Consider the following 23,227-nt stretch of genomic DNA (forward strand, 5'->3'; position numbering starts at 1 on the left):
AGACACCGCATGAACCGCACGACCCACACGATCCGCCGCCACACGCTGCGCGCGCTGCTGGCCGCGCTTTGCCTCGCGCCGCTCGGGATGCAGGGCGCCGCGCACGCCGACGCGCCGCTGAAGATCGGCTTCCTGGTGAAGATGCCCGAGCAGGCATGGTTCATCAACGAGCAGAACGCGGCGTCCGCGCTCGGCCAGAAGGAGAACTTCTCGGTCGTGAAGATCGGCACGCCGGACGGCGAGAAGGTGCTCGCCGCGATCGACAACCTCGGCTCGCAAGGCGCGCAGGGCTTCGTGATCTGCGCACCCGACGTGCGCCTCGGGCCGGCGATCGCGTCGCGCGCGAAGCGCTACAACATGAAGTTCGTGACGGTCGACGACCAGCTCGTCGACTCGACCGGCAAGCCGCTGCCGAACGTGCCGCACCTCGGGATGTCGGCGACCAAGATCGGCAACCAGGTCGGTCAGGCGATCGCCGACGAGATGAAGCGGCGCGGCTGGAAGCCGGAGGAAGTCGGCGCGCTGCGCGTCACCAACTACGAGCTGCCGACCGCGAAGCTGCGCACCGACGGCGCGACGCAGGCGCTGCTCGCGAACGGCTTCCGCAAGGAAAACATCTTCGACGCCCCGCAGAAGACGACCGACGACGAAGGCGGCTTCAGCGCGGCGGCGCCCGTGCTCGCGCGCCATCCGAACATCAAGAAGTGGGTGGTCTACGCGCTGAACGAGGAAACCGTGCTCGGCGCGGTACGCGCGACCGAACAGCTGCACATCCCGGCCGCGGACGTGATCGGCGTCGGCATCAACGGCGCGGGCGAGGCGTTCGCCGAGTTCCAGAAGAAGGAGCCGACCGGCTTCTACGGGACGATCGCGGTCAGCTCGACGAACCACGGCAAGGACAGCACGCAGAACCTCGTCGACTGGATCCGCAACGGCAAGACGCCGCCGGCCGACACGCAGACGAGCGGCAAGCTGATGACGCGCGCGAACTGGCAGGCCGTGCGCGCCGAACTCGGCATCTGAACGTGCGGGGCGACGACGCGATGACGATGCAGATGATGACGGCCAGTTCGCGCCACGACGACGTGGCCACGCCCGGCACCGCGCCGCCGCCGGCCGGCGGCGCGCTGCTCGCGCTCGACGGCATTACGGTGACGTTCCCGGGCGTGCGCGCGCTCGACGGCGTGTCGCTGTCGGTGCGCGCCGGCGAGGTGCACGGGCTGATGGGCGAGAACGGCGCGGGCAAGTCGACGCTGCTGAAGGTGCTGTCCGGCGTAAATCAGCCGCAGGCCGGCACGCTGACGCTGAACGGCGCGGTGCAGCGCTTCGCGTCGACGCGCGCCGCGCTCGAGGCCGGCATCGCGATCATCTACCAGGAGCTGCATCTGGTACCCGAGCTGACGGTCGCCGAGAACCTGATGCTCGGCCAGCTGCCGAGCCGGCTCGGCGTGGTCGACGAGCGCGCGCTTGCCGTGCGTGCGCTCGATGCGCTGGAGCGGCTCGGCGAGCACATCGACCCGGACATCCCGGTGAAGTATTTGTCGATCGGCCAGCGCCAGATGATCGAGATCGGCAAGGCGCTGATGCGCGACGCACGCGTGATCGCGTTCGACGAGCCGACGAGTTCGCTGTCCGCGCGCGAGACGACGCAGCTGTTCCGCATCATCCGTTCGCTGCGTGCCGAGGGCCGCGCGATCATCTACGTCACGCACCGCATGGAGGAAGTCGACGCGCTGTGCGATCGCGTGACGGTGTTCCGCGACGGCCGCCGGATCGAGACGTTCGAATCCGTCGCCGAGCTCGACCGCGACCGGCTGATCGGCTGCATGGTCGGCCGCTCGATCGAGGACGTGTACGGCTACCGGCCGCGCACGCCAGGCGACGTGCTGATCGAGGCGAAGGGGCTCGTCGGGCCCGGCCTGTCCGAGCCGGTGTCATTCGCCGCGCGGCGCGGCGAGATCGTCGGCTTCTTCGGGCTCGTCGGCGCGGGCCGCTCGGAGCTGATGAAGCTGCTGTACGGCGCGGCGCGGCCCACGGGCGGGCATGTCGAGCTGGGCGGCAAGCGCGTGGCGTTCGCGAGCCCGCGGCACGCGGTGCGCGCCGGCATCGCGCTGTGCCCCGAGGACCGCAAGCAGGAAGGCATCGTCGCGATCGCGTCGGTGGCCGACAACCTGAACATCAGCGCGCGCCGACATTTCAGCCCGGCGCGCGTGCTGCTCGACGCGCGGCGCGAACGCGAGCTGGCGCAGCAATACATCGAGCGGCTCGCGATCAAGACCCGCGACGGCGAGACGCCGATCGGCGCGCTGTCGGGCGGCAACCAGCAGAAGGTCGTGCTCGCGCGCTGGCTGGCCGAGCGCATCGACGTGTTCCTGATGGACGAGCCGACGCGCGGCATCGACGTCGGCGCGCGTGCGGAAATCTACAACCTGTTCTACGAACTCGCGGAAGCGGGCCGCACGGTGATCATCGTGTCGAGCGATCTGGCCGAGGTGATCGGCGTGGCGGACCGCGTCATCGTGATGAAGGAAGGACGGATCGCGGGCGAGGTCGCGAAGGCGCAGGCGACGCCCGACGCGCTGATCAAGCTCGCGCTGCCGCGCTAGCGGCCTGCAGTCAACCGGAAAGCAAACGTTATGAGCCAGGCAATGCAACCCCAACGCACTTCCCCGTCCCCCGATGCCGCAGCCGCGCCCGCGCGGGCGCGCGGCGGCGTGTGGCAACTGATCAACCGCTCCGGCATCGTGATGGTGTTTCTCGTGCTGTTCGCGACGCTGTCGCTGACCGTGCCGGACTTCCTCACGCCGCGCAACATCCAGGGCCTGCTCCTGTCGGTCACGCTGATCGGCTCGATCGCGGTGACGATGATGTTCGTGCTCGCGCTCGGCGAAGTCGACCTGTCGGTCGCGTCGATCGTCGCGTTCTCGGGCGTCGTCGCGTCGACGCTGATCACCGCGACGCACAGCGTCGTGCTCGGCATCGCCGCCGGCGTGCTTGCGGGCGGCGCGGTCGGGCTCGTGAACGGCGTGCTGATCGCGCGCTGGCGGATCAACTCTCTGATCGTCACGCTCGCGATGATGGAAGTCGTGCGCGGGCTCGCGTTCATCACGTCGAACGGCGACGCGGTGATGATCTCCGAGGAGCGCTTCTTCGATCTCGGCGGCGGCTCGTTCCTCGGCATCTCGTATCCGATCTGGAGCAACATCGTCGGCTTCGTCGTGTTCGGCTTCCTGTTGCGCAAGACCGTGTTCGGCAAGAACGTGCTGGCGGTCGGCGGCAACGGCGAGGCCGCGCTGCTCGCGGGGCTGCCGGTGATGCGCATCAAGATCGCGGTGTTCGTGCTGCAGGGCCTCGTGACCGGCTTCGCCGGCGTGATGCTCGCGTCGCGGATGAGCCTCGGCGACCCGAAGACGTCGGTCGGGCTCGAACTCGGCGTGATCTCCGCGTGCGTGCTCGGCGGCGTGTCGCTGACGGGCGGCGTCGCGACGATCTCCGGCGTGCTGGTCGGCGTGCTGATCATGGGCTCCGTGCAGGACGCGATGAGCCTCCTGAACGTGCCGACCTTTTACCAATATCTGATACGCGGCGGAATTCTGTTGCTCGCGGTGCTGTTCGACCAGTATCGTCGCAACCAGCGGCGCGCGATGAAGATCTGACCCTGACGAACGCGCGGCCGCCTGCGAATGCGAAAGACATCGGGAGACGGCATGCAACAGACTCATCCGGGCACGGCGGCGGCGCTGCTGGTCGACAGCCGCAACACGCTCGGCGAAGGCGCGACGTGGTGCGACGCGACGCACGCGCTGTACTGGACGGACATCGAAGGCGCGCGGCTGTGGCGCTGCCGCGCGGACGGCTCGGACCTCGCACAGTGGCCGATGCCCGAACGGCTCGCGTGCTTCGCGCTCACGCATGATCCCGACGTGCTGCTGGTCGGGCTTGCGACGCATCTCGCGTTCTTCGATCTGCGCAGCGGCGAATTCACGCGGATCGTCGACGTCGAATCCGACCTGCCGACGCGGCTGAACGACGGCCGCTGCGATCCGTTCGGCGCGTTCGTGTTCGGGATGAAGGACGAAGGCGGCGATCCGCCGCGCGCGGTCGGCGGCTTCTACCGGCTCAATCCGGACCTCACGCTCGAACGGCTTGCATTGCCGGCGGCCGCGATCGCGAACAGCATCGCGTTCTCGCCGGACGGCGCGAAGATGCATTTCTGCGATTCGATGGTGCGCGAGATTCTCGTCTGCGATTACCGCGCGGGCGGCGACGTGGCCAACGTGCGGCCGTTCGCGCGACTGACCGATGCTGATGGCGACCCGGACGGCTCGACGATGGATCGCGACGGCGGGCTGTGGAGCGCGCAGTGGGGCGGCCGGCGGGTGGTGCGTTATGGGCCCGATGGCGTCGAGACGGATCGCGTGGCCGTGCCGACCGCGCAGCCCAGCTGCGTCGCAATCGACGGTGAAGGCCGCTTGTACGTGACGAGCGCGCGTGTCGGGTTGAGCAACGACGCGCTGGCGGGCGATGCCGATGCCGGCGGCGTGTTCGTCGCCCGGACGCGCTACGCGGGGTTGCCGACCGCGCGATTCGCGGGCAAGCCCGCGAACTGAGCGCGCCGGTGCGGGCGGCTGCGCGGTCGGTCGTGCCGCCGCGCGCTGCCGGCGCCGTCACGGCCGGACGGGTCACGACTGCTGCGCGGCCTGCAGCCCCAGCAACGCGACTGCGTTGTCTTTCAGAATCAGCGAATGCACGTCGGGCCGGAACCCGGCGCCCTGAAAATCCTCGAGCCAGCGGTCCGGCCGGATCAGCGGAAAATCGGACGCGAACAGCACCTTGTGCCTGAGCAGCGTGTTCGCGTATTTCACCAGCTCCGGCGAGAAGTACTTCGGCGACCATCCCGACAGGTCGATGTAGACGTTCGGCTTGTGCAGCGCGATCGACAGCGCCTGCTCCTGCCACGGCCATGAAGGGTGCGCGATCACGATCTTCATGTCCGGGAAGTCGGCCGCGACGTCGTCGAGGTGAATCGGTTCGGAATACTTCAGACGCAGCCCGCCGCCGCCGCGCATCCCCGATCCCATCCCCGAATGCCCGCTGTGGAATACGGCCGGCAACCCGTATTCCGCGATCACCTCGTAGATCGGATATGCGAGCCTGTCGTTCGGGAAGCATCCCTGCATCGTCGGGTGGAACTTGAAGCCCTTCACGCCATGCTCGTCGATCAGGCGGCGCGCCTCGCGCGCGCCGAAGCGGCCCTTGTGCGGGTCGATGCTCGCGAACGCGATCATCACGTCGGCGTTGTCCTGCGCGAATTGCGCGATTTCCTCGTTCGGAATGCGCCGCCGGCCGATGTTCGTCTCGCAGTCGACGGTGAACATCACGAAGCCGATCCGGCGCTCGCGGTAATACGCGATCGTCTCCGGAATGGTCGGCCGACGGCCCTGCTTCAGCACGGTGCCGAAGTACTTGTCGGCCGCGTCGTCGAATGCCTTCGCGAACAGGTCCGGCGGCTGGCAGCACGACACTTCGGCGTGCACGTGCGTGTCGATGGCGATCAGGTTGTCGATGTCCAAGCGTGTCTCCACATGTCGTGATTCGTCGGCCGGCACGGCGCGAAATCGGCTGTCCGGGCCCGTTTAGGGGTTTGTCCGGAGCCGCTTCCATTCTACTTTACATATCAGGTTACCTGATAGTAAATTGGTCGCGAGTCGCACAGGGCGGCATCGTCATTGGAGAACGAAAATGGGTTACGAAGGGCGCTGGAAAACGGTGAAGGTCGAGGTCGAGGGCGGGATCGCATGGGTGACGCTGAACCGTCCGGACAAGCGCAACGCGATGAGCCCGACGCTGAACGCGGAGATGATCGACGTGCTGGAGGCGATCGAACTCGATGCCGAGGCGCAGGTGCTCGTGCTGACCGGCGAGGGCGACGCCTGGACGGCCGGGATGGACCTGAAGGAGTATTTCCGCGAAGTCGACGCGGGCCCGGAAATCCTGCAGGAAAAGATTCGCCGCGACGCGAGCCGCTGGCAGTGGCAATTGCTGCGCATGTATGCGAAGCCGACGATCGCGATGGTCAACGGCTGGTGCTTCGGCGGCGGCTTCTCGCCGCTCGTCGCGTGCGACCTCGCGATCGCGGCCGACGAAGCGGTGTTCGGCCTGTCGGAAATCAACTGGGGCATCCCGCCGGGCAACCTCGTCAGCAAGGCGATGGCCGACACCGTGGGACATCGCCAGGCGCTCTACTACATCATGACCGGCGACACCTTCACCGGCCCGCAGGCCGCGCAGATGGGGCTCGTCAACAAGAGCGTGCCGCGCGCGCAGCTGCGCGACGAGGTGCGCGCGCTGGCCGCGAAGCTGCTCGACAAGAACCCGGTCGTGATCCGTAACGCGAAGCACGGCTTCAAGCGTTGCCGCGAGCTGACCTGGGAGCAGAACGAGGACTACCTGTACGCGAAGCTCGACCAGGCGAACTACCGCGATCCGGAAGGCGGGCGCGAGCAGGGCCTCAAGCAGTTCCTCGACGACAAGAGCATCAAGCCGGGCCTGCAGGCGTACAAGCGCTGACGCGCGCCGCCGCACGCAACCGGATCCGAGTGGAGACACGGAAATGCACGAAGTGAGTTTGTTGATCGACGGCGTGTCGCGCGGCGCGTCGGACGGCGGGACCTTCGACCGGATCGATCCGGCGACGGGACAGGTGGCGTCGCGCGCCGCCGCGGCGACGCTTGCCGACGCGGACGCCGCGGTCGCGGCAGCGGCGCGCGCATTCCCCGCGTGGGCCGCGCTCGCGCCGACCGAGCGCCGTCGGCGGCTGCTCGCGGCGGCCGACCGGATGGACGCGCGCGCGGGCGAATTCATCGAAACCGGCCGCGCGGAAACCGGTGCGATGGCGAACTGGTACGGCTTCAACGTGATGCTCGCGGCGAACATGCTGCGCGAGGCGGCCGCGATGACCACGCAGATCGACGGCGCGGTGATCCCGTCGGACGTGCCCGGCAGCCTCGCGATGGCCGTGCGCCAGCCGTGCGGTGTCGTGCTCGGGATCGCGCCGTGGAATGCGCCGGTGATTCTCGCGACCCGTGCGCTCGCGATGCCGCTCGCATGCGGCAACACGGTGGTGCTGAAGGCGTCCGAGGGTTGCCCGGGCGTGCACCGGCTGATCGGCAGCGTGCTGCACGACGCAGGGCTCGGCGACGGCGTGGTCAACGTGATCACGCATGCGCCGCAGGATGCGCCGGCGATCGTCGAGCGGCTGATCGCGAACCCGGCGGTGCGCCGCGTGAACTTCACCGGTTCGACACGCGTCGGCCGCATCGTCGCGACGCTCGCCGCGCAGCACCTGAAGCCGGCGCTGCTTGAACTCGGCGGCAAGGCGCCGGTGCTCGTGCTCGACGACGCCGATCTCGACGCGGCGGTCGAGGCAGTCGCATTCGGCGCGTTCTTCAACCAGGGGCAGATCTGCATGTCGACCGAGCGCGTGATCGTCGATCGCAAGGTCGCCGATGCGTTCGTCGAACGGCTCGTCGCGAAGGCACGCACGCTGAAGGCCGGCAACCCGGCCGCGCCGGGCGCCGTGCTGGGCACGCTCGAAAGCGCGGCCGCCGCGCAGCGGATCGCGGCAATGGTGGACGACGCGCGCGAGCACGGCGCCGCGCTGCCGCTCGGCTGTGAAGTCAGCGGCGCGGTGATGCAGCCGACGATCGTCGACGGTGTCACGCGCGACATGCAGCTGTATGCGGACGAATCGTTCGGGCCGGTGGTGACCGTGCAGCGCGTCGACGGCGACGCTGCCGCGCTCGCGGCCGCGAACGACAGCGAGTACGGGCTGTCGGCGGCGGTGTTCAGCCGCGATATCGCGCGCGCGATGCAGGTCGCGAAGCAGATCGAATCGGGCATCTGCCACATCAACGGGCCGACGGTGCACGACGAGGCGCAGATGCCGTTCGGCGGCGTGAAGGCAAGCGGCTACGGCCGGTTCGGCAGCAAGGCGTCGATCGCCGAGTTTACCGACCTGCGCTGGATCACGGTCCAGACCACGCCGCGTCACTACCCGATCTGAGCAGTCCCGGGCGCCGCGGCGCCCGAGTTAAGACAACGACACAATGAAGTCTCCGCCCGGCGCGCGCACGCGCGCGGGGCGGAACCGACCGGAGACAGAACTTGGATGCGGATCCGACCCAACTGCGCGACGCGGCTGCCGCACAGCGCGTTCCCGCCGGCTATCGCCCCGTGGCGATCGGCACGGCGCCGCCGGAGATCGTGCAACGTGACGGCTGCTGGACCTTGCGCGCGACGACCCCGCTCGGCGCGTACCCGCACCGGCTGACCGACCGGCTCGCGAGCGGCGCGCGCGCGCATCCGGACCGCTGGCTGGTCGCGCGGCGCGGGCCCGACGGTACGTGGATCGGCATCACGTATGCGCAGATGCTCGAGCGCGCCCGCGCGATCGGCCAGGCGCTGCTCGATCGCGGGCTGTCGGCCGAGCGGCCCGTCGCGATCCTCTCGGGCAACGACCTCGAACATCTGCAGCTCGCGTTCGGCGCGATGTGGGCCGGCATTCCGCATGCGCCGCTGTCGCCCGCGTATTCGCTCGTGTCGAGCGATTACGGCAAGCTGCGCCACGCGCTCGCCCTGCTCACGCCGGGGCTGGTCTTCGCGTCGGACGGCGCGGCGTTTCGTGCCGCGCTCGACGCGTCGGTGCCGCCTGATGTCGAGCGCGTGGTCGTGTCGGCACCCGACGGGATGGACGGCGTCACGCGTTTCTCGTCGCTGCTCGGCACGACACCGGGCAGCGTCGATGCCGCGCACGATGCGATCACCGGCGACACGATTGCGAAATTCCTGTTCACGTCGGGATCGACACGGCTGCCCAAGGCGGTGCCGACCACGCACCGGATGCTGTGCAGCAACCAGCAGATGCTGCTCGAGACGTTTCCGCAGTTCGGTCTGGAGCCGCCGGTGCTGGTCGACTGGCTGCCGTGGAATCACACGTTCGGCGGCAGCCATAACGTCGGCATCGCGCTGTACAACGGCGGCACGCTGTACATCGACGACGGCAAGCCGGTCGCCGGCAAGTTCGGCGAGACGCTGCGCAACCTGCGCGAGATCGCGCCCACCGTGTATTTCAACGTGCCGAAGGGCTGGGAAGAGCTGACCGCGGCGCTCGAAACGGATGCCGCGCTGCGCGAAACCTTCTTCTCGCGCGTGAGGATGTATTTCTTCGCGGGCGCCGGACTGTCGCAGGCCGCGTGGGACCGGCTCGAGCGCGTGACGCTCGCGCACTGCGGCGAGCGCATCCGGATCATGGCGGGCCTCGGGATGACCGAGGCCGCGCCATCGTGCATGTTTACCACCGGGCCGGTGTCGGGGGCCGGCTACATCGGCCTGCCCGCGCCCGGCTGCGACGCGAAGCTGGTGCCGGTCGACGGCAAGCTCGAGGCGCGCTTTCGCGGGCCGAACGTGATGGCCGGTTATTGGCGCGCGAGCGGCGACGACGCGCGCGAGGTATTCGACGAGGAGGGCTACTACCGCAGCGGCGATGCAGTGCGTTTCGTCGATCCCGCGCGGCCGGAGATCGGCTTGATGTTCGACGGGCGCATCGCGGAGGATTTCAAGCTATCGTCCGGTACCTTCGTGAGCGTCGGGCCCATGCGCGCGCGGATCGTATCGAACGGCGCGCCGTACGTGCAGGACGCGGTCGTCACGGGGATGAACCGCGACGACGTCGGCGTGATGATCTTCCCGCGCGTCGACGATTGCCGTCGCCTGGCCGGCGTGGCACCGGATGCCGACGTGCGCACCGTCCTGCAGGCGCCCGCGGTGCGGGCGTTCTTCGCGGACCTGCTCGAGCGCCTGAACCGCGATGCGACCGGCAGCGCGACGTTCGTCACGCGGCTGTGCGTGCTCGATACGCCGCCTTCGCTCGATCTCGGCGAAGTCACCGACAAGGGCTCGATCAACCAGCGTGCGGTACTCATGCACCGTGCGGCAGTGGTCGACGCGATGTACGAACCGGGCGCGGCCGACACGGGCGTGATCGTCGCCGGCACGGCGCGCCGGGCATGAGGTGCGCGCGATGAGCAACGCGTATTGCGCGCCATTGCGCGACATGCTGTTCGTGATCGGCGAATGGCTCGATGCGCCGGCGCTGTGGCGCCGCGTGCCCGACTGGGCGGAGCTCGACCTGTCGACTGCCGGGCAAGTGCTCGACGAAGCCGCCCGCTTCGTGGTCGAACGCATCGCGCCGCTCGATTCGACCGGCGATCTCGAGGGCTGCCGGTTCGACGGTGCCGGAGTGACGATGCCGGCGGGCTTTCGCGACGCGTACCGCGACTACGTCGACGCCGGCTGGCCGACGCTGGCGCTCGACGCCGATTGCGGCGGCCAGGGGCTGCCGCATCTGCTCGACGTCGCGCTGCAGGAGATGCTCGCGGGGGCGAACCACGCGTGGCTGATGTCGCCGGGGCTCACGCACGGCGCGGTGGCGTGCCTGCGCGCGCACGGCGGCGAGCGCCTGAAGCGCGACGTGCTGCCGAAGATCGCGAGCGGCGAGTGGCTGACGACGATGTGCATCACCGAGCCACAGGCGGGCAGCGATCTCGGCCTGCTGCGCACGCAGGCAGTGCCGGACCCGGCCGCCGACGGCTACCGAATCAGCGGCAGCAAGCTGTTCATCACCGGCGGCGAGCACGACCTGACCGACAATATCGTGCACCTCGTGCTCGCGCGGCTGCCCGATGCGCCGGCGGGAACGAAGGGGCTGTCGCTGTTCGTCGTGCCGAAGTGGCTCGACGCGCCGGGCGGCCGTGTGCGCAACGGCGTCTGGTGCGACGGCATCGAGAAGAAGATGGGGCTGAAGGCAAGCCCGACCTGCACGATGCGTTTCGACGCGGCCGCGGGCTGGCTCGTCGGCGAGCCGCATCGCGGGCTCGCATCGATGTTCGTGATGATGAACGCGGCGCGCCTGCAGGTCGCCATGCAGGGTGTCGGGCATGCGCAGAGCGCGTGGCAGGCCGCGTCGGCCTATGCGCGCGAACGCGTGCAGGGCAGGGCGGCGCCGATCGCGCAACATGCCGCGATCCGCCGCATCCTGCTCGATGCGCAGGCGATCGTCGAAGGCGAGCGCGCGATCGGCTACTGGATCGCGCACTGGCTCGACGTCGCCGCGCACGATCCGCAGCCGCCGGCACGGCTCGCGGCGTCGCGGCTGGCATCGTTGCTCACTCCGATTGCCAAGGCGTTCTTCACCGCGAACGGCTTCGCGGCCGCGTCGAACGCGCTGCAGGTATTCGGCGGCTACGGCTACGTTCACGAATACGGGATCGAACAGACAGTGCGCGATTGCCGCGTGTCGATGCTGTACGAAGGGACCAACGAGATCCAGGCGATCGATCTGCTCGTGCGCAAGGTGCTGGGGGATCGCGGCGAGGCGCTGCATGCGCTGCTCGAGTTGATTCGCGCGGAAGCCGCGCAGAGCGTCCAGGCGGCGGCGGACGAGCGGGCGAGGGACGCCGGGGCGCGCGTCGCCACGCTGTGCGCGGAGCTCGAGCGCGTGACGGGCGGCGTGATTCGCGCGAGCGAGCACGATCCGGATCTGCCCTACCGGGTCGCGGACGACTATCTCGCGCTGGTCGGCTGGCTGCTGCTCGCGTTCGCGTGGGCGCGCACGCTGCGCATCGTCGGCGATGCGCCGGGAGACGATTCGTTCCGTGCGGGCAAGCGCGCGGTCGGCACCTACTTCTTCGACTATCCGCTCGCGGCATTCGCACACCGGCTCGCGCTGGTGGACGCGGGCTGCCGCGCGGCGTTGCCGGCTGCCGCGGCATAAGGTTCGTCCGAGCCGGGCGTGGACGGCCCGGGGCGGCTCGCCGGCCGGCACGAGCCGCCGTGCGGGCCGATATACGGACCGCGTGAGGTAAGATGGCCCGCGATCCTCCTTCCGACACGTTCATGAGCTCGACACCCGTCAAACCGGCCGGCACGAAACGCACGGCCCGCGCCAGCGAAGCCAGGCCGCGCATGCGTTCGCAGCAGCGGCTTACCTACCTGATCGGCAATCTCGACCGGCTGCTGCGCCGCCAGATGAGCGATGCGCTCGCGCCGCTCGGTGTGACGCTCGCGCAGTACACGGCGCTGTCGGTGCTCGAGGCGCGCGGCGCGCTGTCCAATGCGCAACTCGCGGTGCGCTCGTTCATCACGCCGCAATCCGCGAACGAAGTGATGGTTGCGATGGCCGCCCGCGGCTTCGTGACGCGCGAGGCCGATCCCAGCCATGGCCGCGTGATCCTGCTGCGTCTGACCGACGAGGGCTCGGCAATCCTGCGCGAATGCGAGCAGGTGCTGCGGCCGCTCGAACGCCGGATGCTCGGCGACGACGTGAGCGCCGACGACGTCGCGCAGGTTCACCGCACGCTCGAACTGTTCGTGCGCAACCTGCGCGACTGAGCACGCCGCCGCGTCTTTCGTTCCGGTTCCGCCGGCCGCGCCGGGCCACGCCGCAGCGTGGCCCGGGTTGCGAACGGGTTGCGGGTTAACACCGCGCTCGCGACACTTGAAATATCAGGTTACCTGTTATTAAATCATCCCGTCCCTCGACGGGATTTTCTTTCGGGTTCTTAATCAGGTTACCTGATAAATTGACGAGACCCGATCACGATAAAGCAAGGACACCGCGCATGCGTTCCGCGTATGCCGCGCGAGTCACGGTTAGGAGACGACATGGACACTTCCGTTGCCGCAAGGCCGGCCGTCGCGACGACGCTCGGCCTGTGTTTCGCGATCGCATTGCTCGAGGGGCTCGACCTGCAGTCGGTCGGCGTCGCGGCACCGCGCATGGCCCACGAATTCGGGCTCTCGGTTTCACAGATGGGGCTCGCGTTCAGCGCGGGCACGTTCGGCCTGCTGCCGGGCGCGATGCTCGGCGGCTGGCTGGCCGACCGGGTTGGCCGCAAGCACGTGCTGATCGCGTCGGTCTGCCTGTTCGGGCTGCTGTCGATCGCGACCGCGCAGGTGTCGAGCTTCGCGATGCTGGTCGCCGTTCGTGCGCTGACCGGCCTCGGCCTTGGCGGCGCGATGCCGAACCTCATTGCATTGTCGTCGGAAGCGGTCGACGCACGCTCGCGCAGCAGCGCGGTGGCCGTGATGTACTGCGGGATTCCGTTCGGCGGCGTGATCGCGTCGCTGATCGGCGTGCTGCTCGCGGGCGACACCGAATGGCGGCACATTTTCTATGTCGGGGGTGTCGGCCCGCTGCTGCTCGCGCCGCTGCTGCTCGCACTGCTGCCCGAATCGCGTGCGTTCCTCGACGTCAGCGCATCGGGCGCGGCGCGCCCCAGCGTCGGACAGACGCTGTTCGGCGGCTCGCGCACCGGCACGACACTGGCGTTGTGGCTCAGCTACTTCTGCACGCTGATCGTGCTGTATTTCCTGCTGAACTGGCTGCCGTCGCTGATGGCCGCGAAGGGGCTCGCTCGCAGCCAGGCCGGTATCGTGCAGATCTTCTTCAACATCGGCAGCGGCCTCGGCGTGCTCGGCATCGGCATGTCGATGGACCGCTTGCGTCCATCGCGCGTGGTCGGTGGCATGTACGCGGGGATCGTACTGTCGCTTGCCGCGCTGGCGATCGCACCTGGACTCCTGTGGCTGTCCGCCGCCGCGTTCGCGGCCGGGATGTTCGTCGTCGGCGGCCAGTCGGTGCTGTATGCGCTGGCCGCGATCTATTACCCGACCGCGATGCGCGGCACCGGCGTCGGCTCCGCCGTTGCCGTCGGCCGCCTCGGCTCGGTGGTCGGGCCGCTCGCCGCCGCCGAACTGCTCGCAATGGGCCGCAGCGCGTCGGTCGTGATCGGCGCGAGCATTCCCGTCACGCTCGTCGCCGCCGTCGCTGCGCTGGTGCTGATCCGGCGCCCGCAGGCGCACGACTGATTTCTTCCCATTTCAACCACGAGCGCCGGTAGAGCGCGATTACGACACAGGTCTGGAGACGAACACCATGAAGCACACCAAAGCCTTGCTGGCGGCCGGCGCATGCGCGCTCGCCGCGACCGGCGCGCACGCGCAGTCGAGCGTGACGCTGTACGGGATCATCGATACGGGCATCGAGTTCGTGTCGCACGCGAACGCGGCCGGCGACCACGTCGTGCGCATGCCGGGCGTGACGGGCGAGCTGCCGTCGCGCTGGGGCCTGCGCGGCACCGAGGATCTCGGCGGCGGCTACCAGGCGGTATTCACGCTCGAAAGCGGCTTCAACGTGCGCGGCGGCGATCTCGGCCAGGGCGGCCGGCTGTTCGGGCGGCAGGCGTTCGTCGGGCTGAAGAGCGGCTTCGGCACGCTCGCGTTCGGCCGCCAGTACACGATGACCTATCTCGCGCTGCAGGGCGCGGACATCATCGGCCCCGACATCTACGGGCTCGGCTCGTTCGACGCATACGTGCCTAACGGCCGCGCCGACAACGCGGTGACCTACGTCGGCACCTATCGCGGCGTGACGCTCGGCGCCGCGTATTCGTTCGGCCGCGACGGCGCGGGCACCGGCAACTCGCCGGGGCAGGGCACCTGCGCGGGGCAAGTGCCGGGCGATGCCGTCCAGTGCCGCAACTGGTCGGTGATGCTCAAGTACGACAGCGCGTATTTCGGTGCGGCGGCGTCGTACGAGGAGCAGCGCGGCGGCACCGGCGCGGCCGCGAACTTCTTCGACGGCGTCGCGCCGGTCGCCTTTACCAGCAGCGGCGGCAAGGACGCGCGCACGCACGTGAGCGCGTATGCGCAGGCGGCGGGCGCGCGGATCGGCGCGGGCTGGATCGGGCGGCGCGTGTCGACCGGTTCGCCGGCCGCGCCGGGCGCGCATTCGGACCTGTTCTTCCTTGGCGCGTCGTATGCGGTGAAGCCCGATTTCGTCGTCGACGGCGAAGGCTACCGGATCGTCAACAGCGCGCACGACACGCGCGCGACGATGGCCACGCTGCGCGCGACCTATCTGCTGAGCAAGCGCACGGCCGTCTACGCACAGTCGTCGTATCTGTGGAACAGCGCGCATGCACGCTACGCGGTCAGCGGCGGCGGGCCCGGCACGACGCCCGGCGCAGGGATGGGGCAGCTCGGCGCGATGGTCGGCGTGCGGCACATGTTCTGATCCGGCAGCCAGACGAACGGGAGCTATCTTGAACAGGAAATCTGCATTCCTCTGTATTGCGCCGCTGTCCGCGGCGGCCATGCTCGCCGGCTGCGGCGGCGACGATTCGGTCAGCGCCACGCCGACGCACCTGAGCGCCGCGACGCCGGCCGCGATGGCGCAGACGTGCGACGCGCTCGCCGCGAAGCTCGCGTATGCGAACACGTCGTTCACGTCGGTGACGACCGCGGCCGCCGGCACGCTGACGGTGGCCGGCAAGCCGATCGCCGAGCACTGCGTGATCGACGGGAAGATGAACGAGCGCGTGAGCGCGGTGGACGGCAAGACCTATGCGATCGGCTTCGAGATGCGCTTGCCGAAAGCGTGGAACGGCCGCTTCTTCTACCAGGCGAACGGCGGGCTCGACGGCAACGTCGTGACCGCGACCGGCGAAATAGGCGGGGGCGGCCCGCTGACCGACGCGCTGAACCAGGGCTTTGCGGTGATCAGCTCGGATTCCGGGCACAGCGCCGCGCAGAACCCGCTGTTCGGCCTCGATCCGCAGGCGCGCATCGATTACGGCTACGGCGCGGTCGACGCGCTCACGCCGATGGCGAAGCAGGTGATCCGGCTCGCATACGGGAAGACGCCCGACCGCAGCTATTTCGGTGGCTGCTCGAACGGCGGCCGGCACGCGATGGTCACGGCCGTGCGCAACGCGGGCGACTACGACGGGATCATCGCGGGCGATCCGGGCTTCCATCTGCCGAAGGCGGCGATCGGCGAGATGTACGGCGCGCAGCAGTTCGCGAAGATCGCATCGGCGACGGGCTCGAACGGGCTGCCCGACATCCGCAGCGGCTTCACCGATGCGGAGCGCCGGTTCGTCGGCGCGAAGATTCTCGACAAGTGCGATGCGCTCGATGGCGTGGCCGACGGGATGGTGCAGGACGTCGCCGCGTGCCAGGCGCATTTCAGCGTCGAGACGGACATCCCGACCTGCGCGAACGGCACGCGCACCGGCGCGTGCCTCACGACCGCGCAGAAGAGCGCGCTCGAGAACGTGTTCGCGGGCGCGCGCAACAGCGCGGGCACGGCGCTCTATGCGAGTTTTCCATACGATCCCGGGATGGCCAGCGGCGGCTGGGCCGCGTGGAAGCAGTCGAATTCGGTCACGCTCGACCCGGCCGCGATGGCGTTCACGTTCATGACGCCGCCGAAAACCGCCGCGACGCTCGCGAACCTCACCGGCTTCGCGCTCGGCTTCGACATGGACAACGACGCGCCGGCGATCTTCGCGACGAACGGCGTGTACACGCAATCGTCGTGGTCGTTCATGACGCCGCCCGACGAGACCAACCTGTCCGCGCTGAAATCGCGCGGCGCGAAGCTGCTCGTCTATCACGGCACCGGTGACCCGGTGTTCTCGTTCAACGACACGAGCGACTGGTACGGGCGGCTTGCGCAGGCGAACGGCGGCGACGCGTCGGGCTTCGCGCGCTTCTATCCGGTGCCGGGCATGAACCACTGCTCGGGCGGGCCGGCGGCCGACCAGTTCGACATGCTGACGCCGCTCGTCGCGTGGGTCGAGCAGGGGCAGGCGCCCGCGGCGATCGTCGCCACGGCGCGCGACACGACGAACGCGGTGCCGAACGCGGACGTGCCGACGTCGTGGGGCGCGGGACGCACGCGGCCGTTGTGCCCGTATCCGCAGGTCGCGCGCTACAACGGCTCGGGCGACGTGAATTCGGCGGCGAGCTTCAGTTGTCGATGATGTAGGGAAGGGGGATGTACCGACGCGCGGAAGCTTCGGTACATTCGCCGCCGTTCGGCGGCGGATGGCGCGAGCGTGCCGGTCCGTCCGGATGGAAACGGCGGTGCGCCGCGCATGACGATCGAGTTTGCCGCCCGACGCGGCATCCGGGGATACACTGTGGCGCTTTCGCGTCGGCGAGACACGTCCCGGCCGACGTGCGCCGCCAGCTATCCTTCCTCCGATTCGACCATGCAAACCGTAGCGGTACTCGACTTCGAAACAACCGGGCTTTCTCCGAACATGGGCGACAGGGCGACCGAGATCGCCGTGATCCTGCTGCGCGACGGCCAGATCGTCGACCGCTACCAGAGCCTCATGAACGCCGGCCGCCGCATTCCGTCCGACGTCGTCGCGCTCACGGGGATCACGAACGACATGATCGCGTCGGCGCCGCCGGTGGCGAAGGTCATGAAGGAAGCCGCCGCGTTCGTCGGCAGCCATCCCGTCGTCGCGCACAACGCCGGGTTCGACAAGCGGTTCTGGCAGGCCGAACTCGGGATGCTCGGGATGGCGGCCGAGCATGCGTTCGCATGCACGATGCTCGTCGCGCGGCGCCTCTACCCGCACGCGCAAAGTCACCGGCTGTCGAACCTCGCGACCATGCTGCGCTTGCCGCAGACGGGCCGTGCCCACCGCGCGATGGTCGACGCGGAGATCGCGAGCCATCTGTGGTGCCGGATGCAGCGCGACATCGGCGAGACTTACGGGTTGCGGCAGGTCGATCACGGGCTGATGTCGCGATTGCAGACGACGAGCAAGGCGAAGGTCGCGACGTTTTTCGGTTCATTGGCTGCCGACAGGCGCTGACGTTCGAGCGTCACTCGCCGGGATCCATCGGCACCTCGAGCCCGACCTTCACGCGGCTCATGCTCACGAGCGTCTTGAAGCGCTTCACGTTGTTGTTCGCGAAGAACAGCTCGCGCGTGAGCGCGTTGTACTGATCCATGTTGCGCACGGCGAGGATCAGCACGAAATCCCATTCCCCGGTCACGTAGTAGCACTGCTGGATCTGCGGGCAGCGCTCGAAGGTCCGCTTCATCGCGTCGAGCTGGTCGATCTGCTCGCGCTCGACTTCGACGTTCACGACGATCGTCAGCGGATGATCGACCTTCTCCGGCGCGACGACCGCCGTGTAGCGCTCGATCACGCCGTCTTCCGCGAGCCGCCGCAGGCGGCGGTTCACGGCGGCGGTCGACAGGTTCACGCGGGCGCCGAGTTCGGTCTGCGGCGTGTTCGCGTCGCGCTGGACTTCCATCAGCAGCTTGCGATCGAACGCATCGAGTGGGGTGGGCATGATGGTGCGGCAGCCTCGAAAGAATGAGAAATTTTTGCGTCCGGAGCGCCGATTTGGCGATTTTATTGACCGGGATGCGCAATATTATTTTTCGGACCGACGGCGTGCGCAACCCGTATGCGCCCGCACCGCATTCACCGCCGGGCCGCCCGCGCGGCCAATTTCCGGAGCCCTTCCAGCCATGCTGATCGCCAATCCCCGCGCGTCGCGCACCGACTATCCCGACACGCTGCGCCGCATCATGAACATCGCCGCGGCCGACGAGAGCGGCGCGTGGCTCGCGCACTGGCCGCTCGTCGGCGCGGCCCGCACGCCGTTGCGCGCGCTGCCCGATCTGGCCGCGCGGCTCGGCGTCGCGAGCGTCAGCGTGAAGGACGAAGCGTGCCGTTCGCCGCTCGGCAGCTTCAAGGCGCTCGGCGCGCCGATCGCGCTGATGCGGCTCGTGAAGCGGTTGCGGCGCAACGAGGCGCTCGATCCGCAGGGGCTCGTCACGGGCCGCTATGCGGTGTCGCTGGCCGACCTGACGGTGATCAGCGCAACCGACGGCAATCACGGCCGCGCGCTGGCCGCCGCCGCGCGCGCGATCGGCTGCCGCTGCGTGATCGTGCTGCACGCGCACGTCGACGCGGAGCGCGAGCATGCGATCGCCGCGCACGGCGCACGGATCGTGCGGATCGCCGGCAACTACGACGAATCGGTCGTGCACGCCGCGCAGCTCGCGGACGCGAACGGCTGGCACGTGGTGTCGGATACGTCGTACGACGGCTACGAGGCGATTCCGCGCGACGTGATGCAGGGCTACGGCGTGATCGCGGCCGAGGCGCTCGCGCAGGCGGCGGGAGAGGGCAACCTCGGCGATGGCGATGGCGATGGCGACGGCGACGGCGACGGCGACGGCGACGGCGATGGCAGCGGCGATAACCGGCCGTTCACGCACGTGTTCCTGCAGGGCGGCGTCGGCGGCCTTGCGGCCGGTGTCGCGAGCTATCTGTGGGAGCATGCCGGCGCACGGCGGCCGCATTTCATTGTCGTCGAGCCGCGCCAGGCCGATTGCCTGTACCAGAGCGCGCTCGCCGGGCGCGCGACGAAGGCGACCGGCAGCGTCGACTCGGTGATGGCGGGGCTCGCGTGCGGCGAGGCGTCGCCGCTCGCATGGGACTTTCTCGAGCCGGGCATCGATCACTTCATGCTGATCGACGACGACGACGCGGTGCAGGCGATGCGCGCGCTGGCCGCCGGCAGCGAACGCGACGTGCCGTTCGTGTCCGGCGAGTCGGGCGCGGCGGGCATCGCGGGGCTGACCGTGCTGATGCGCGATCCGGCGCTGGCGCGGCAGGCGGGGCTCGATGCGAACGCGCGCGTGCTGGCGATCAACACGGAAGGCGCGACCGCGCCGAGCGTCTACCGGCGGTGTGTCGGCGAGACGGCCGACGCGGTGCTGGCGCGCCAGCGCGACTGGCTGACGCGGACCCGCGCGGCCGCGGAAGCCTGAGCGACCCGAACGACCTGACGACCGACGAGGCAAGCACGATGGACGCACTGGACGCAACGGCAGGAAGCACGCTGCAGGGCCGGCTGAAAACCTGGCGCCGGCATCTGCACCAGCACCCGGAGACGGGTTTCGAGGAAGTGAACACGTCGGACTACGTCGCGCGGATCCTGACGACGCTCGGGCTCGACGTGCAGCGCGGGATCGGCGGCACGGGGCTGGTCGCGAACCTGACGGCCGGCACCGGCACGCGCGCGATCGGCATCCGCGCGGACATGGACGCGCTGAACATCGCCGAGCACGCGCCGGGCCGCGAACATGCGTCGCGCACGCCGGGCAAGATGCACGCGTGCGGGCACGACGGCCACATGTCGATGGTGCTCGGCGCCGCGCAACTGCTGGCCGAGCGCAAGGACTTCGACGGCACGGTGCGCTTCATCTTCCAGCCGGCCGAGGAGCATGGCCGCGGCGCGAAGGCGATGATGGCCGACGGGCTGTTCGAGCGCTTCCCGGTCGACGCGATCTTCGGCGCGCACAACATGCCGGGCATGCGCGCCGGCACGTTCGCGACGCGCGCGGGCGGCATCATGGCGAGCGAGGACAACTTCGTGATCCGGATCGACGGGCGCGGCACGCATGCGGCGCGCCCGCACATGGGCATCGATCCGATCGTGATCGGCTCGCAGATCGTGCTCGCGCTGCAGACGATCGTGTCGCGCAATCTCGATCCGGGCCTGCAGGCGGTGATCTCGTGCACCGAGTTCATCACCGACGGGCTGCGCAACGTGCTGCCGTCGACGGTGACGATCAAGGGCGACACGCGCAGCTATGCGCGCGACGTGCAAACGCTGCTCGAAACGCGGATGCGCGAGATCAGCGAAGGGATCTGCCGCGCGCACGGTGCGACCTGCACGTTCGAATACACGCACGAGTTCGCGCCGACGGTGAATTCCCCGGAATGGGTCGACACGGCCGTCGAGGCCGCGGCGCACGTCGCGGGCGCCGACGCGGTGAACGCCGACGTGCAGCCGATGATGATCTCGGAAGACTTCGGCGCGTTCCTGCAGGCGGTGCCGGGCAACTTCGTGTTCATCGGCAACGGCGAAGCGGCCGAGCGCGGCGGGGTGCCGCTGCACAACGCGACGTACGATTTCAACGACGAGATTCTGCCGGTCGGCGCGCGGTATTTCGCGGAGGTGGCGCGACGGGCGTTGAAGGCGGCGTAGCAGGCCGTCGGCGGTCTGTTCGCAGGGCCCCGCTACGCGTTCGGTTCGCCGGCAGGCCGTTACGCTTCGGCCGCCCGCTTGGCCGACACGTCGGCCGTGCCGGTGCGATCGAGGATCGCCAGCACTTCGCGCGCGGTGTTCTCCGAATGGCTGCGCAGCACCTGCGGCAGCCGTGCGTGGTCGGGATCGGCGAGCGCAGCCATGATCGCTTCGTGCTCGTGCAGCGATTCGGCCCAGCGCAGCGTGTCCGCGTTCGCGGCGCCGCGCGCGCGGTGCACCTTCGACATCAGCGACGCATAAATGCCCGACAGCACCGGGTTGCCGGCCGCGTCGATGATCATCTGATGAATCTGCTGGTTCAGCCGGAAATACTCGACCCGCTTGCCGGCCTCGTGACACTCGACCATCCGCCGGTGCTTCGCCTGCAGCGAGGCGAGCGTCGACGTGCCGATCCGCTTGCGCAGCAATTCGCCCGCCATTGCCTCGAGCCCGTGCAGCAGCTCGAACGTCGACACGAGATCGTCGATGTCGATCGACGCGACGCGATAGCCGATGTACTGGCGATGCGTGACGGCGCCTTCCGCGACGAGCACCTTCAGCGCTTCGCGCAGCGGCGTCTTCGACACGTCGAACGCGAGGCTCAGTTCCTTTTCGTCGATCCGCGCGCCGGGCGGCAGTTCGCCCTCGTCGATCATCACGCGCAGGCGCGCGGCGATCTCCGCGGCCATGCCGCGCGTGCGCAGAAGCAGGGGATTGCGGGGTGTCTGGCTCATGATGGCGCAAGCTTATCACGATATCGGGGCTTACCCTGCACCACGATAGTGATAAAACAAATTCAATGAAACCAAGCGTTTACGCTAACGGTAATTATAAATTTCTAATCCTATACTCGGCTCAACGTTGCGCGACGTCCTGACCATCCTCGTTCATCCCTGGAGTCCGTCCATGTCTTCAACCTCCGGTGTCGCCGCCCTGACGGTCGGCAAGTCCGCCGTCCGCTGGAAGATATTCGTCGTCATGCTGAGCCTCATCGCGATCAACTACGTCGATCGCGCGTCGCTGTCCGTCGCCATGCCTTACATCTCGCAGGAGTTCAAGATCGGGCCGGCGATGGAGGGCCTGATCCTCAGCTCGTTCTTCTGGACCTATGCGGTGATGCAGATCCCGGGCGGGATGCTGGCCGACCGGTTCAAGCCGCGCATCGTGATCGCGACGGCGACCGTGTTCTGGGGCTTCTTCCAGGCGATCGCCGCGCTGTGCACGAACGCGCCGTCGCTGCTGCTCACGCGCCTCGGCCTCGGCGCATCCGAAGCGCCGATCTATCCGGCCGGCGGCAAGCTCAACGCGATCTGGATGACGCAGACCGAGCGCGGCCGCGGCGCCACGCTGCTCGACGGCGGCGCGCCGCTCGGCGCGGCCTTGGGCGCGGTGCTGATCGCCGGCCTGATCGCGCTGCTCGGCTCGTGGCGGCTCGCGTTCGCGGTGGCCGGCGTCGGCACCGTGCTGGCCGGTTTCCTCGCGTGGTACTACATCCGCAACACGCCGCGCGAGCATCCGGGCGTCAACGATCTCGAGGCCGACTACATCGAGGCGTCGCACGCGAGCGACCTCGCGGCCGAGCCGGCCGGTGCATCGGGGCGCTCGCGCGACTTCTTCAAATACCGCTCGGTGTGGTGCATGTTCTTCGGCTGGATGTGCTTCAACAGCGTGTTCTACGGGCTGCTCACGTGGATGCCGAACTACCTGCACAAGGTGCACGGCTTCGACATCAAGCAGATGGGCGGGTCGACCTTCATCATCTTTTTCTGCGGCTTCGTCGGCGAGCTGCTCGGCGGCTGGATCGCCGACAAGTGGAAAGCCGCGGGCGGGCGTCCGAACGTCGTGATGCGCACGCTGTTCGGCATCGCCGCGGTGATCGCGACCGTGTCGATCTTTTCCGTCGCCTACGTGAAGAGCCCGGTCGTGTGCGTCGCGCTGCTGTCGACGACGCTGTTCTTCCTGCGCTGGTGCGGGCTGTACTGGTGCATCCCGTCGTCGCTCGGCACACGCAACAAGATCGGCTTCCTCGGCGGCCTCATGAACCTCGGCGGCAACATCGGCGGCATCACCGTGCCGATCCTCGTTGGCGCGATCGTGCAGTTCACCGGTTCCTACTTCCTTGCGCTGATGGTGTTCGCGGCGGCCGGCGTCGGCCTGTTCGTGTGCTCCAGCGCGATCGACTACGAAAACAAGCTCCCCGTCTGACCGACCCCTTTCACTGCATCGACTGCATTCATTGGTAGAGAGA

The 23,227-nt window shown here is 68.8% G+C and carries 19 protein-coding genes; 16 read left to right on the forward strand and 3 right to left on the reverse strand.

Annotated features, from left to right (window positions below; translation table 11 throughout):
* Positions 1-9: 9 nt before the first annotated feature.
* The 4 genes from DIE02_RS13855 to DIE02_RS13870 are packed head-to-tail and all read left to right on the forward strand — an operon-like array spanning position 10 to position 4,610.
* Positions 10-1,023: an arabinose ABC transporter substrate-binding protein gene (locus DIE02_RS13855; RefSeq protein WP_124486002.1), complete on the forward strand. Its 1,014-nt coding sequence runs from the start codon at positions 10-12 to the stop codon at positions 1,021-1,023.
* A 20-nt stretch (positions 1,024-1,043) separates the two neighbouring features.
* Positions 1,044-2,606: an L-arabinose ABC transporter ATP-binding protein AraG gene (gene araG / locus DIE02_RS13860; RefSeq protein ID WP_124529116.1), complete on the forward strand. Its 1,563-nt coding sequence runs from the start codon at positions 1,044-1,046 to the stop codon at positions 2,604-2,606.
* A 30-nt stretch (positions 2,607-2,636) separates the two neighbouring features.
* Positions 2,637-3,656: an L-arabinose ABC transporter permease AraH gene (gene araH, locus DIE02_RS13865; RefSeq protein WP_044847378.1), complete on the forward strand. Its 1,020-nt coding sequence runs from the start codon at positions 2,637-2,639 to the stop codon at positions 3,654-3,656.
* 51 nt (positions 3,657-3,707) lie between these two features.
* Positions 3,708-4,610: an SMP-30/gluconolactonase/LRE family protein gene (locus DIE02_RS13870; protein WP_124529118.1), complete on the forward strand. Its 903-nt coding sequence runs from the start codon at positions 3,708-3,710 to the stop codon at positions 4,608-4,610.
* A 72-nt stretch (positions 4,611-4,682) separates the two neighbouring features.
* Here DIE02_RS13870 and DIE02_RS13875 read toward each other — a convergent pair whose 3' ends face one another.
* The gene (locus DIE02_RS13875; RefSeq protein WP_124529120.1) at positions 4,683-5,573 is read right to left on the reverse strand and encodes an amidohydrolase family protein; all 891 of its coding nucleotides are present in this window, start codon (positions 5,571-5,573) and stop codon (positions 4,683-4,685) included.
* A 169-nt stretch (positions 5,574-5,742) separates the two neighbouring features.
* On the opposite strand from DIE02_RS13875, the gene DIE02_RS13880 reads away from it, so the two are divergent.
* The 9 genes from DIE02_RS13880 (at position 5,743) to DIE02_RS13920 (ending at position 17,738) form a co-directional block, all read left to right on the forward strand.
* A complete protein-coding gene (locus DIE02_RS13880; RefSeq protein ID WP_021163522.1) occupies positions 5,743-6,570 on the forward strand; it encodes a p-hydroxycinnamoyl CoA hydratase/lyase in 828 nt (275 codons plus the stop codon).
* Positions 6,571-6,613: 43 nt separating this feature from the next.
* Complete coding sequence (locus DIE02_RS13885) at positions 6,614-8,065, forward strand: aldehyde dehydrogenase (protein ID WP_124486006.1); 1,452 nt, start codon at positions 6,614-6,616, stop codon at positions 8,063-8,065.
* 101 nt (positions 8,066-8,166) lie between these two features.
* Positions 8,167-10,071 (forward strand): feruloyl-CoA synthase, encoded by a 1,905-nt coding sequence (locus tag DIE02_RS13890; RefSeq protein ID WP_124486007.1) that lies wholly within the window; start codon positions 8,167-8,169, stop codon positions 10,069-10,071.
* Positions 10,072-10,081: 10 nt separating this feature from the next.
* Positions 10,082-11,833 (forward strand): acyl-CoA dehydrogenase, encoded by a 1,752-nt coding sequence (locus DIE02_RS13895; RefSeq protein ID WP_124486008.1) that lies wholly within the window; start codon positions 10,082-10,084, stop codon positions 11,831-11,833.
* 122 nt (positions 11,834-11,955) lie between these two features.
* Complete coding sequence (locus tag DIE02_RS13900) at positions 11,956-12,450, forward strand: MarR family winged helix-turn-helix transcriptional regulator (RefSeq protein ID WP_027790251.1); 495 nt, start codon at positions 11,956-11,958, stop codon at positions 12,448-12,450.
* 273 nt (positions 12,451-12,723) lie between these two features.
* A complete protein-coding gene (gene mhpT, locus DIE02_RS13905) occupies positions 12,724-13,929 on the forward strand; it encodes a 3-(3-hydroxy-phenyl)propionate transporter MhpT (protein WP_124486009.1) in 1,206 nt (401 codons plus the stop codon).
* 67 nt (positions 13,930-13,996) lie between these two features.
* Complete coding sequence (locus DIE02_RS13910) at positions 13,997-15,136, forward strand: porin (RefSeq protein ID WP_124486010.1); 1,140 nt, start codon at positions 13,997-13,999, stop codon at positions 15,134-15,136.
* Between the two features lie 28 nt (positions 15,137-15,164).
* Positions 15,165-16,889 (forward strand): tannase/feruloyl esterase family alpha/beta hydrolase, encoded by a 1,725-nt coding sequence (locus tag DIE02_RS13915; RefSeq protein WP_124486011.1) that lies wholly within the window; start codon positions 15,165-15,167, stop codon positions 16,887-16,889.
* Positions 16,890-17,120: 231 nt separating this feature from the next.
* The gene (locus DIE02_RS13920; protein WP_124486012.1) at positions 17,121-17,738 is read left to right on the forward strand and encodes a PolC-type DNA polymerase III; all 618 of its coding nucleotides are present in this window, start codon (positions 17,121-17,123) and stop codon (positions 17,736-17,738) included.
* 10 nt (positions 17,739-17,748) lie between these two features.
* Here the strand turns inward: DIE02_RS13920 and DIE02_RS13925 are convergent, their stop codons facing one another.
* Positions 17,749-18,225 carry an Lrp/AsnC family transcriptional regulator gene (locus DIE02_RS13925; protein ID WP_124486013.1) on the reverse strand — a complete coding sequence of 159 codons (477 nt, stop codon included), beginning with the start codon at positions 18,223-18,225 and terminating at the stop codon, positions 17,749-17,751.
* A 181-nt stretch (positions 18,226-18,406) separates the two neighbouring features.
* Here DIE02_RS13925 and DIE02_RS13930 point away from each other — a divergent pair, with 181 nt between their 5' ends.
* Both DIE02_RS13930 and DIE02_RS13935 read left to right on the forward strand, forming a co-directional pair.
* Positions 18,407-19,717, forward strand: coding sequence for a pyridoxal-phosphate dependent enzyme (locus DIE02_RS13930; protein WP_124486014.1), 1,311 nt, complete (start codon positions 18,407-18,409; stop codon positions 19,715-19,717).
* 38 nt (positions 19,718-19,755) lie between these two features.
* Positions 19,756-20,940: a M20 aminoacylase family protein gene (locus DIE02_RS13935; protein WP_124486015.1), complete on the forward strand. Its 1,185-nt coding sequence runs from the start codon at positions 19,756-19,758 to the stop codon at positions 20,938-20,940.
* A 59-nt stretch (positions 20,941-20,999) separates the two neighbouring features.
* Here DIE02_RS13935 and DIE02_RS13940 read toward each other — a convergent pair whose 3' ends face one another.
* The gene (locus DIE02_RS13940; protein ID WP_124486016.1) at positions 21,000-21,713 is read right to left on the reverse strand and encodes a GntR family transcriptional regulator; all 714 of its coding nucleotides are present in this window, start codon (positions 21,711-21,713) and stop codon (positions 21,000-21,002) included.
* A 172-nt stretch (positions 21,714-21,885) separates the two neighbouring features.
* Between DIE02_RS13940 and DIE02_RS13945 the strand changes: the two genes are divergently transcribed.
* The gene (locus DIE02_RS13945) at positions 21,886-23,184 is read left to right on the forward strand and encodes an MFS transporter (RefSeq protein ID WP_124486017.1); all 1,299 of its coding nucleotides are present in this window, start codon (positions 21,886-21,888) and stop codon (positions 23,182-23,184) included.
* Positions 23,185-23,227: the final 43 nt, after the last annotated feature.

Origin of the sequence: Burkholderia sp. Bp8991, assembly GCF_003853795.1 — a bacterium.
Taxonomy (GTDB): Bacteria; Pseudomonadota; Gammaproteobacteria; order Burkholderiales; family Burkholderiaceae; genus Burkholderia.

Coding starts and splice junctions, on each gene's coding strand:
- DIE02_RS13885 (WP_124486006.1), top strand. CDS start 6,614: ATGCACGAAGTGAGTTTGTTGATCGACGGCGTGTCGCGCGGCGCGTCG.
- DIE02_RS13895 (WP_124486008.1), top strand. CDS start 10,082: ATGAGCAACGCGTATTGCGCGCCATTGCGCGACATGCTGTTCGTGATC.
- DIE02_RS13930 (WP_124486014.1), top strand. CDS start 18,407: ATGCTGATCGCCAATCCCCGCGCGTCGCGCACCGACTATCCCGACACG.
- DIE02_RS13855 (WP_124486002.1), top strand. CDS start 10: ATGAACCGCACGACCCACACGATCCGCCGCCACACGCTGCGCGCGCTG.
- DIE02_RS13920 (WP_124486012.1), top strand. CDS start 17,121: ATGCAAACCGTAGCGGTACTCGACTTCGAAACAACCGGGCTTTCTCCG.
- araH (WP_044847378.1), top strand. CDS start 2,637: ATGAGCCAGGCAATGCAACCCCAACGCACTTCCCCGTCCCCCGATGCC.
- mhpT (WP_124486009.1), top strand. CDS start 12,724: ATGGACACTTCCGTTGCCGCAAGGCCGGCCGTCGCGACGACGCTCGGC.
- DIE02_RS13945 (WP_124486017.1), top strand. CDS start 21,886: ATGTCTTCAACCTCCGGTGTCGCCGCCCTGACGGTCGGCAAGTCCGCC.
- DIE02_RS13880 (WP_021163522.1), top strand. CDS start 5,743: ATGGGTTACGAAGGGCGCTGGAAAACGGTGAAGGTCGAGGTCGAGGGC.
- DIE02_RS13935 (WP_124486015.1), top strand. CDS start 19,756: ATGGACGCACTGGACGCAACGGCAGGAAGCACGCTGCAGGGCCGGCTG.
- DIE02_RS13940 (WP_124486016.1), bottom strand. CDS start 21,713: ATGAGCCAGACACCCCGCAATCCCCTGCTTCTGCGCACGCGCGGCATG.
- DIE02_RS13870 (WP_124529118.1), top strand. CDS start 3,708: ATGCAACAGACTCATCCGGGCACGGCGGCGGCGCTGCTGGTCGACAGC.
- DIE02_RS13910 (WP_124486010.1), top strand. CDS start 13,997: ATGAAGCACACCAAAGCCTTGCTGGCGGCCGGCGCATGCGCGCTCGCC.
- araG (WP_124529116.1), top strand. CDS start 1,044: ATGACGATGCAGATGATGACGGCCAGTTCGCGCCACGACGACGTGGCC.
- DIE02_RS13900 (WP_027790251.1), top strand. CDS start 11,956: ATGAGCTCGACACCCGTCAAACCGGCCGGCACGAAACGCACGGCCCGC.
- DIE02_RS13925 (WP_124486013.1), bottom strand. CDS start 18,225: ATGCCCACCCCACTCGATGCGTTCGATCGCAAGCTGCTGATGGAAGTC.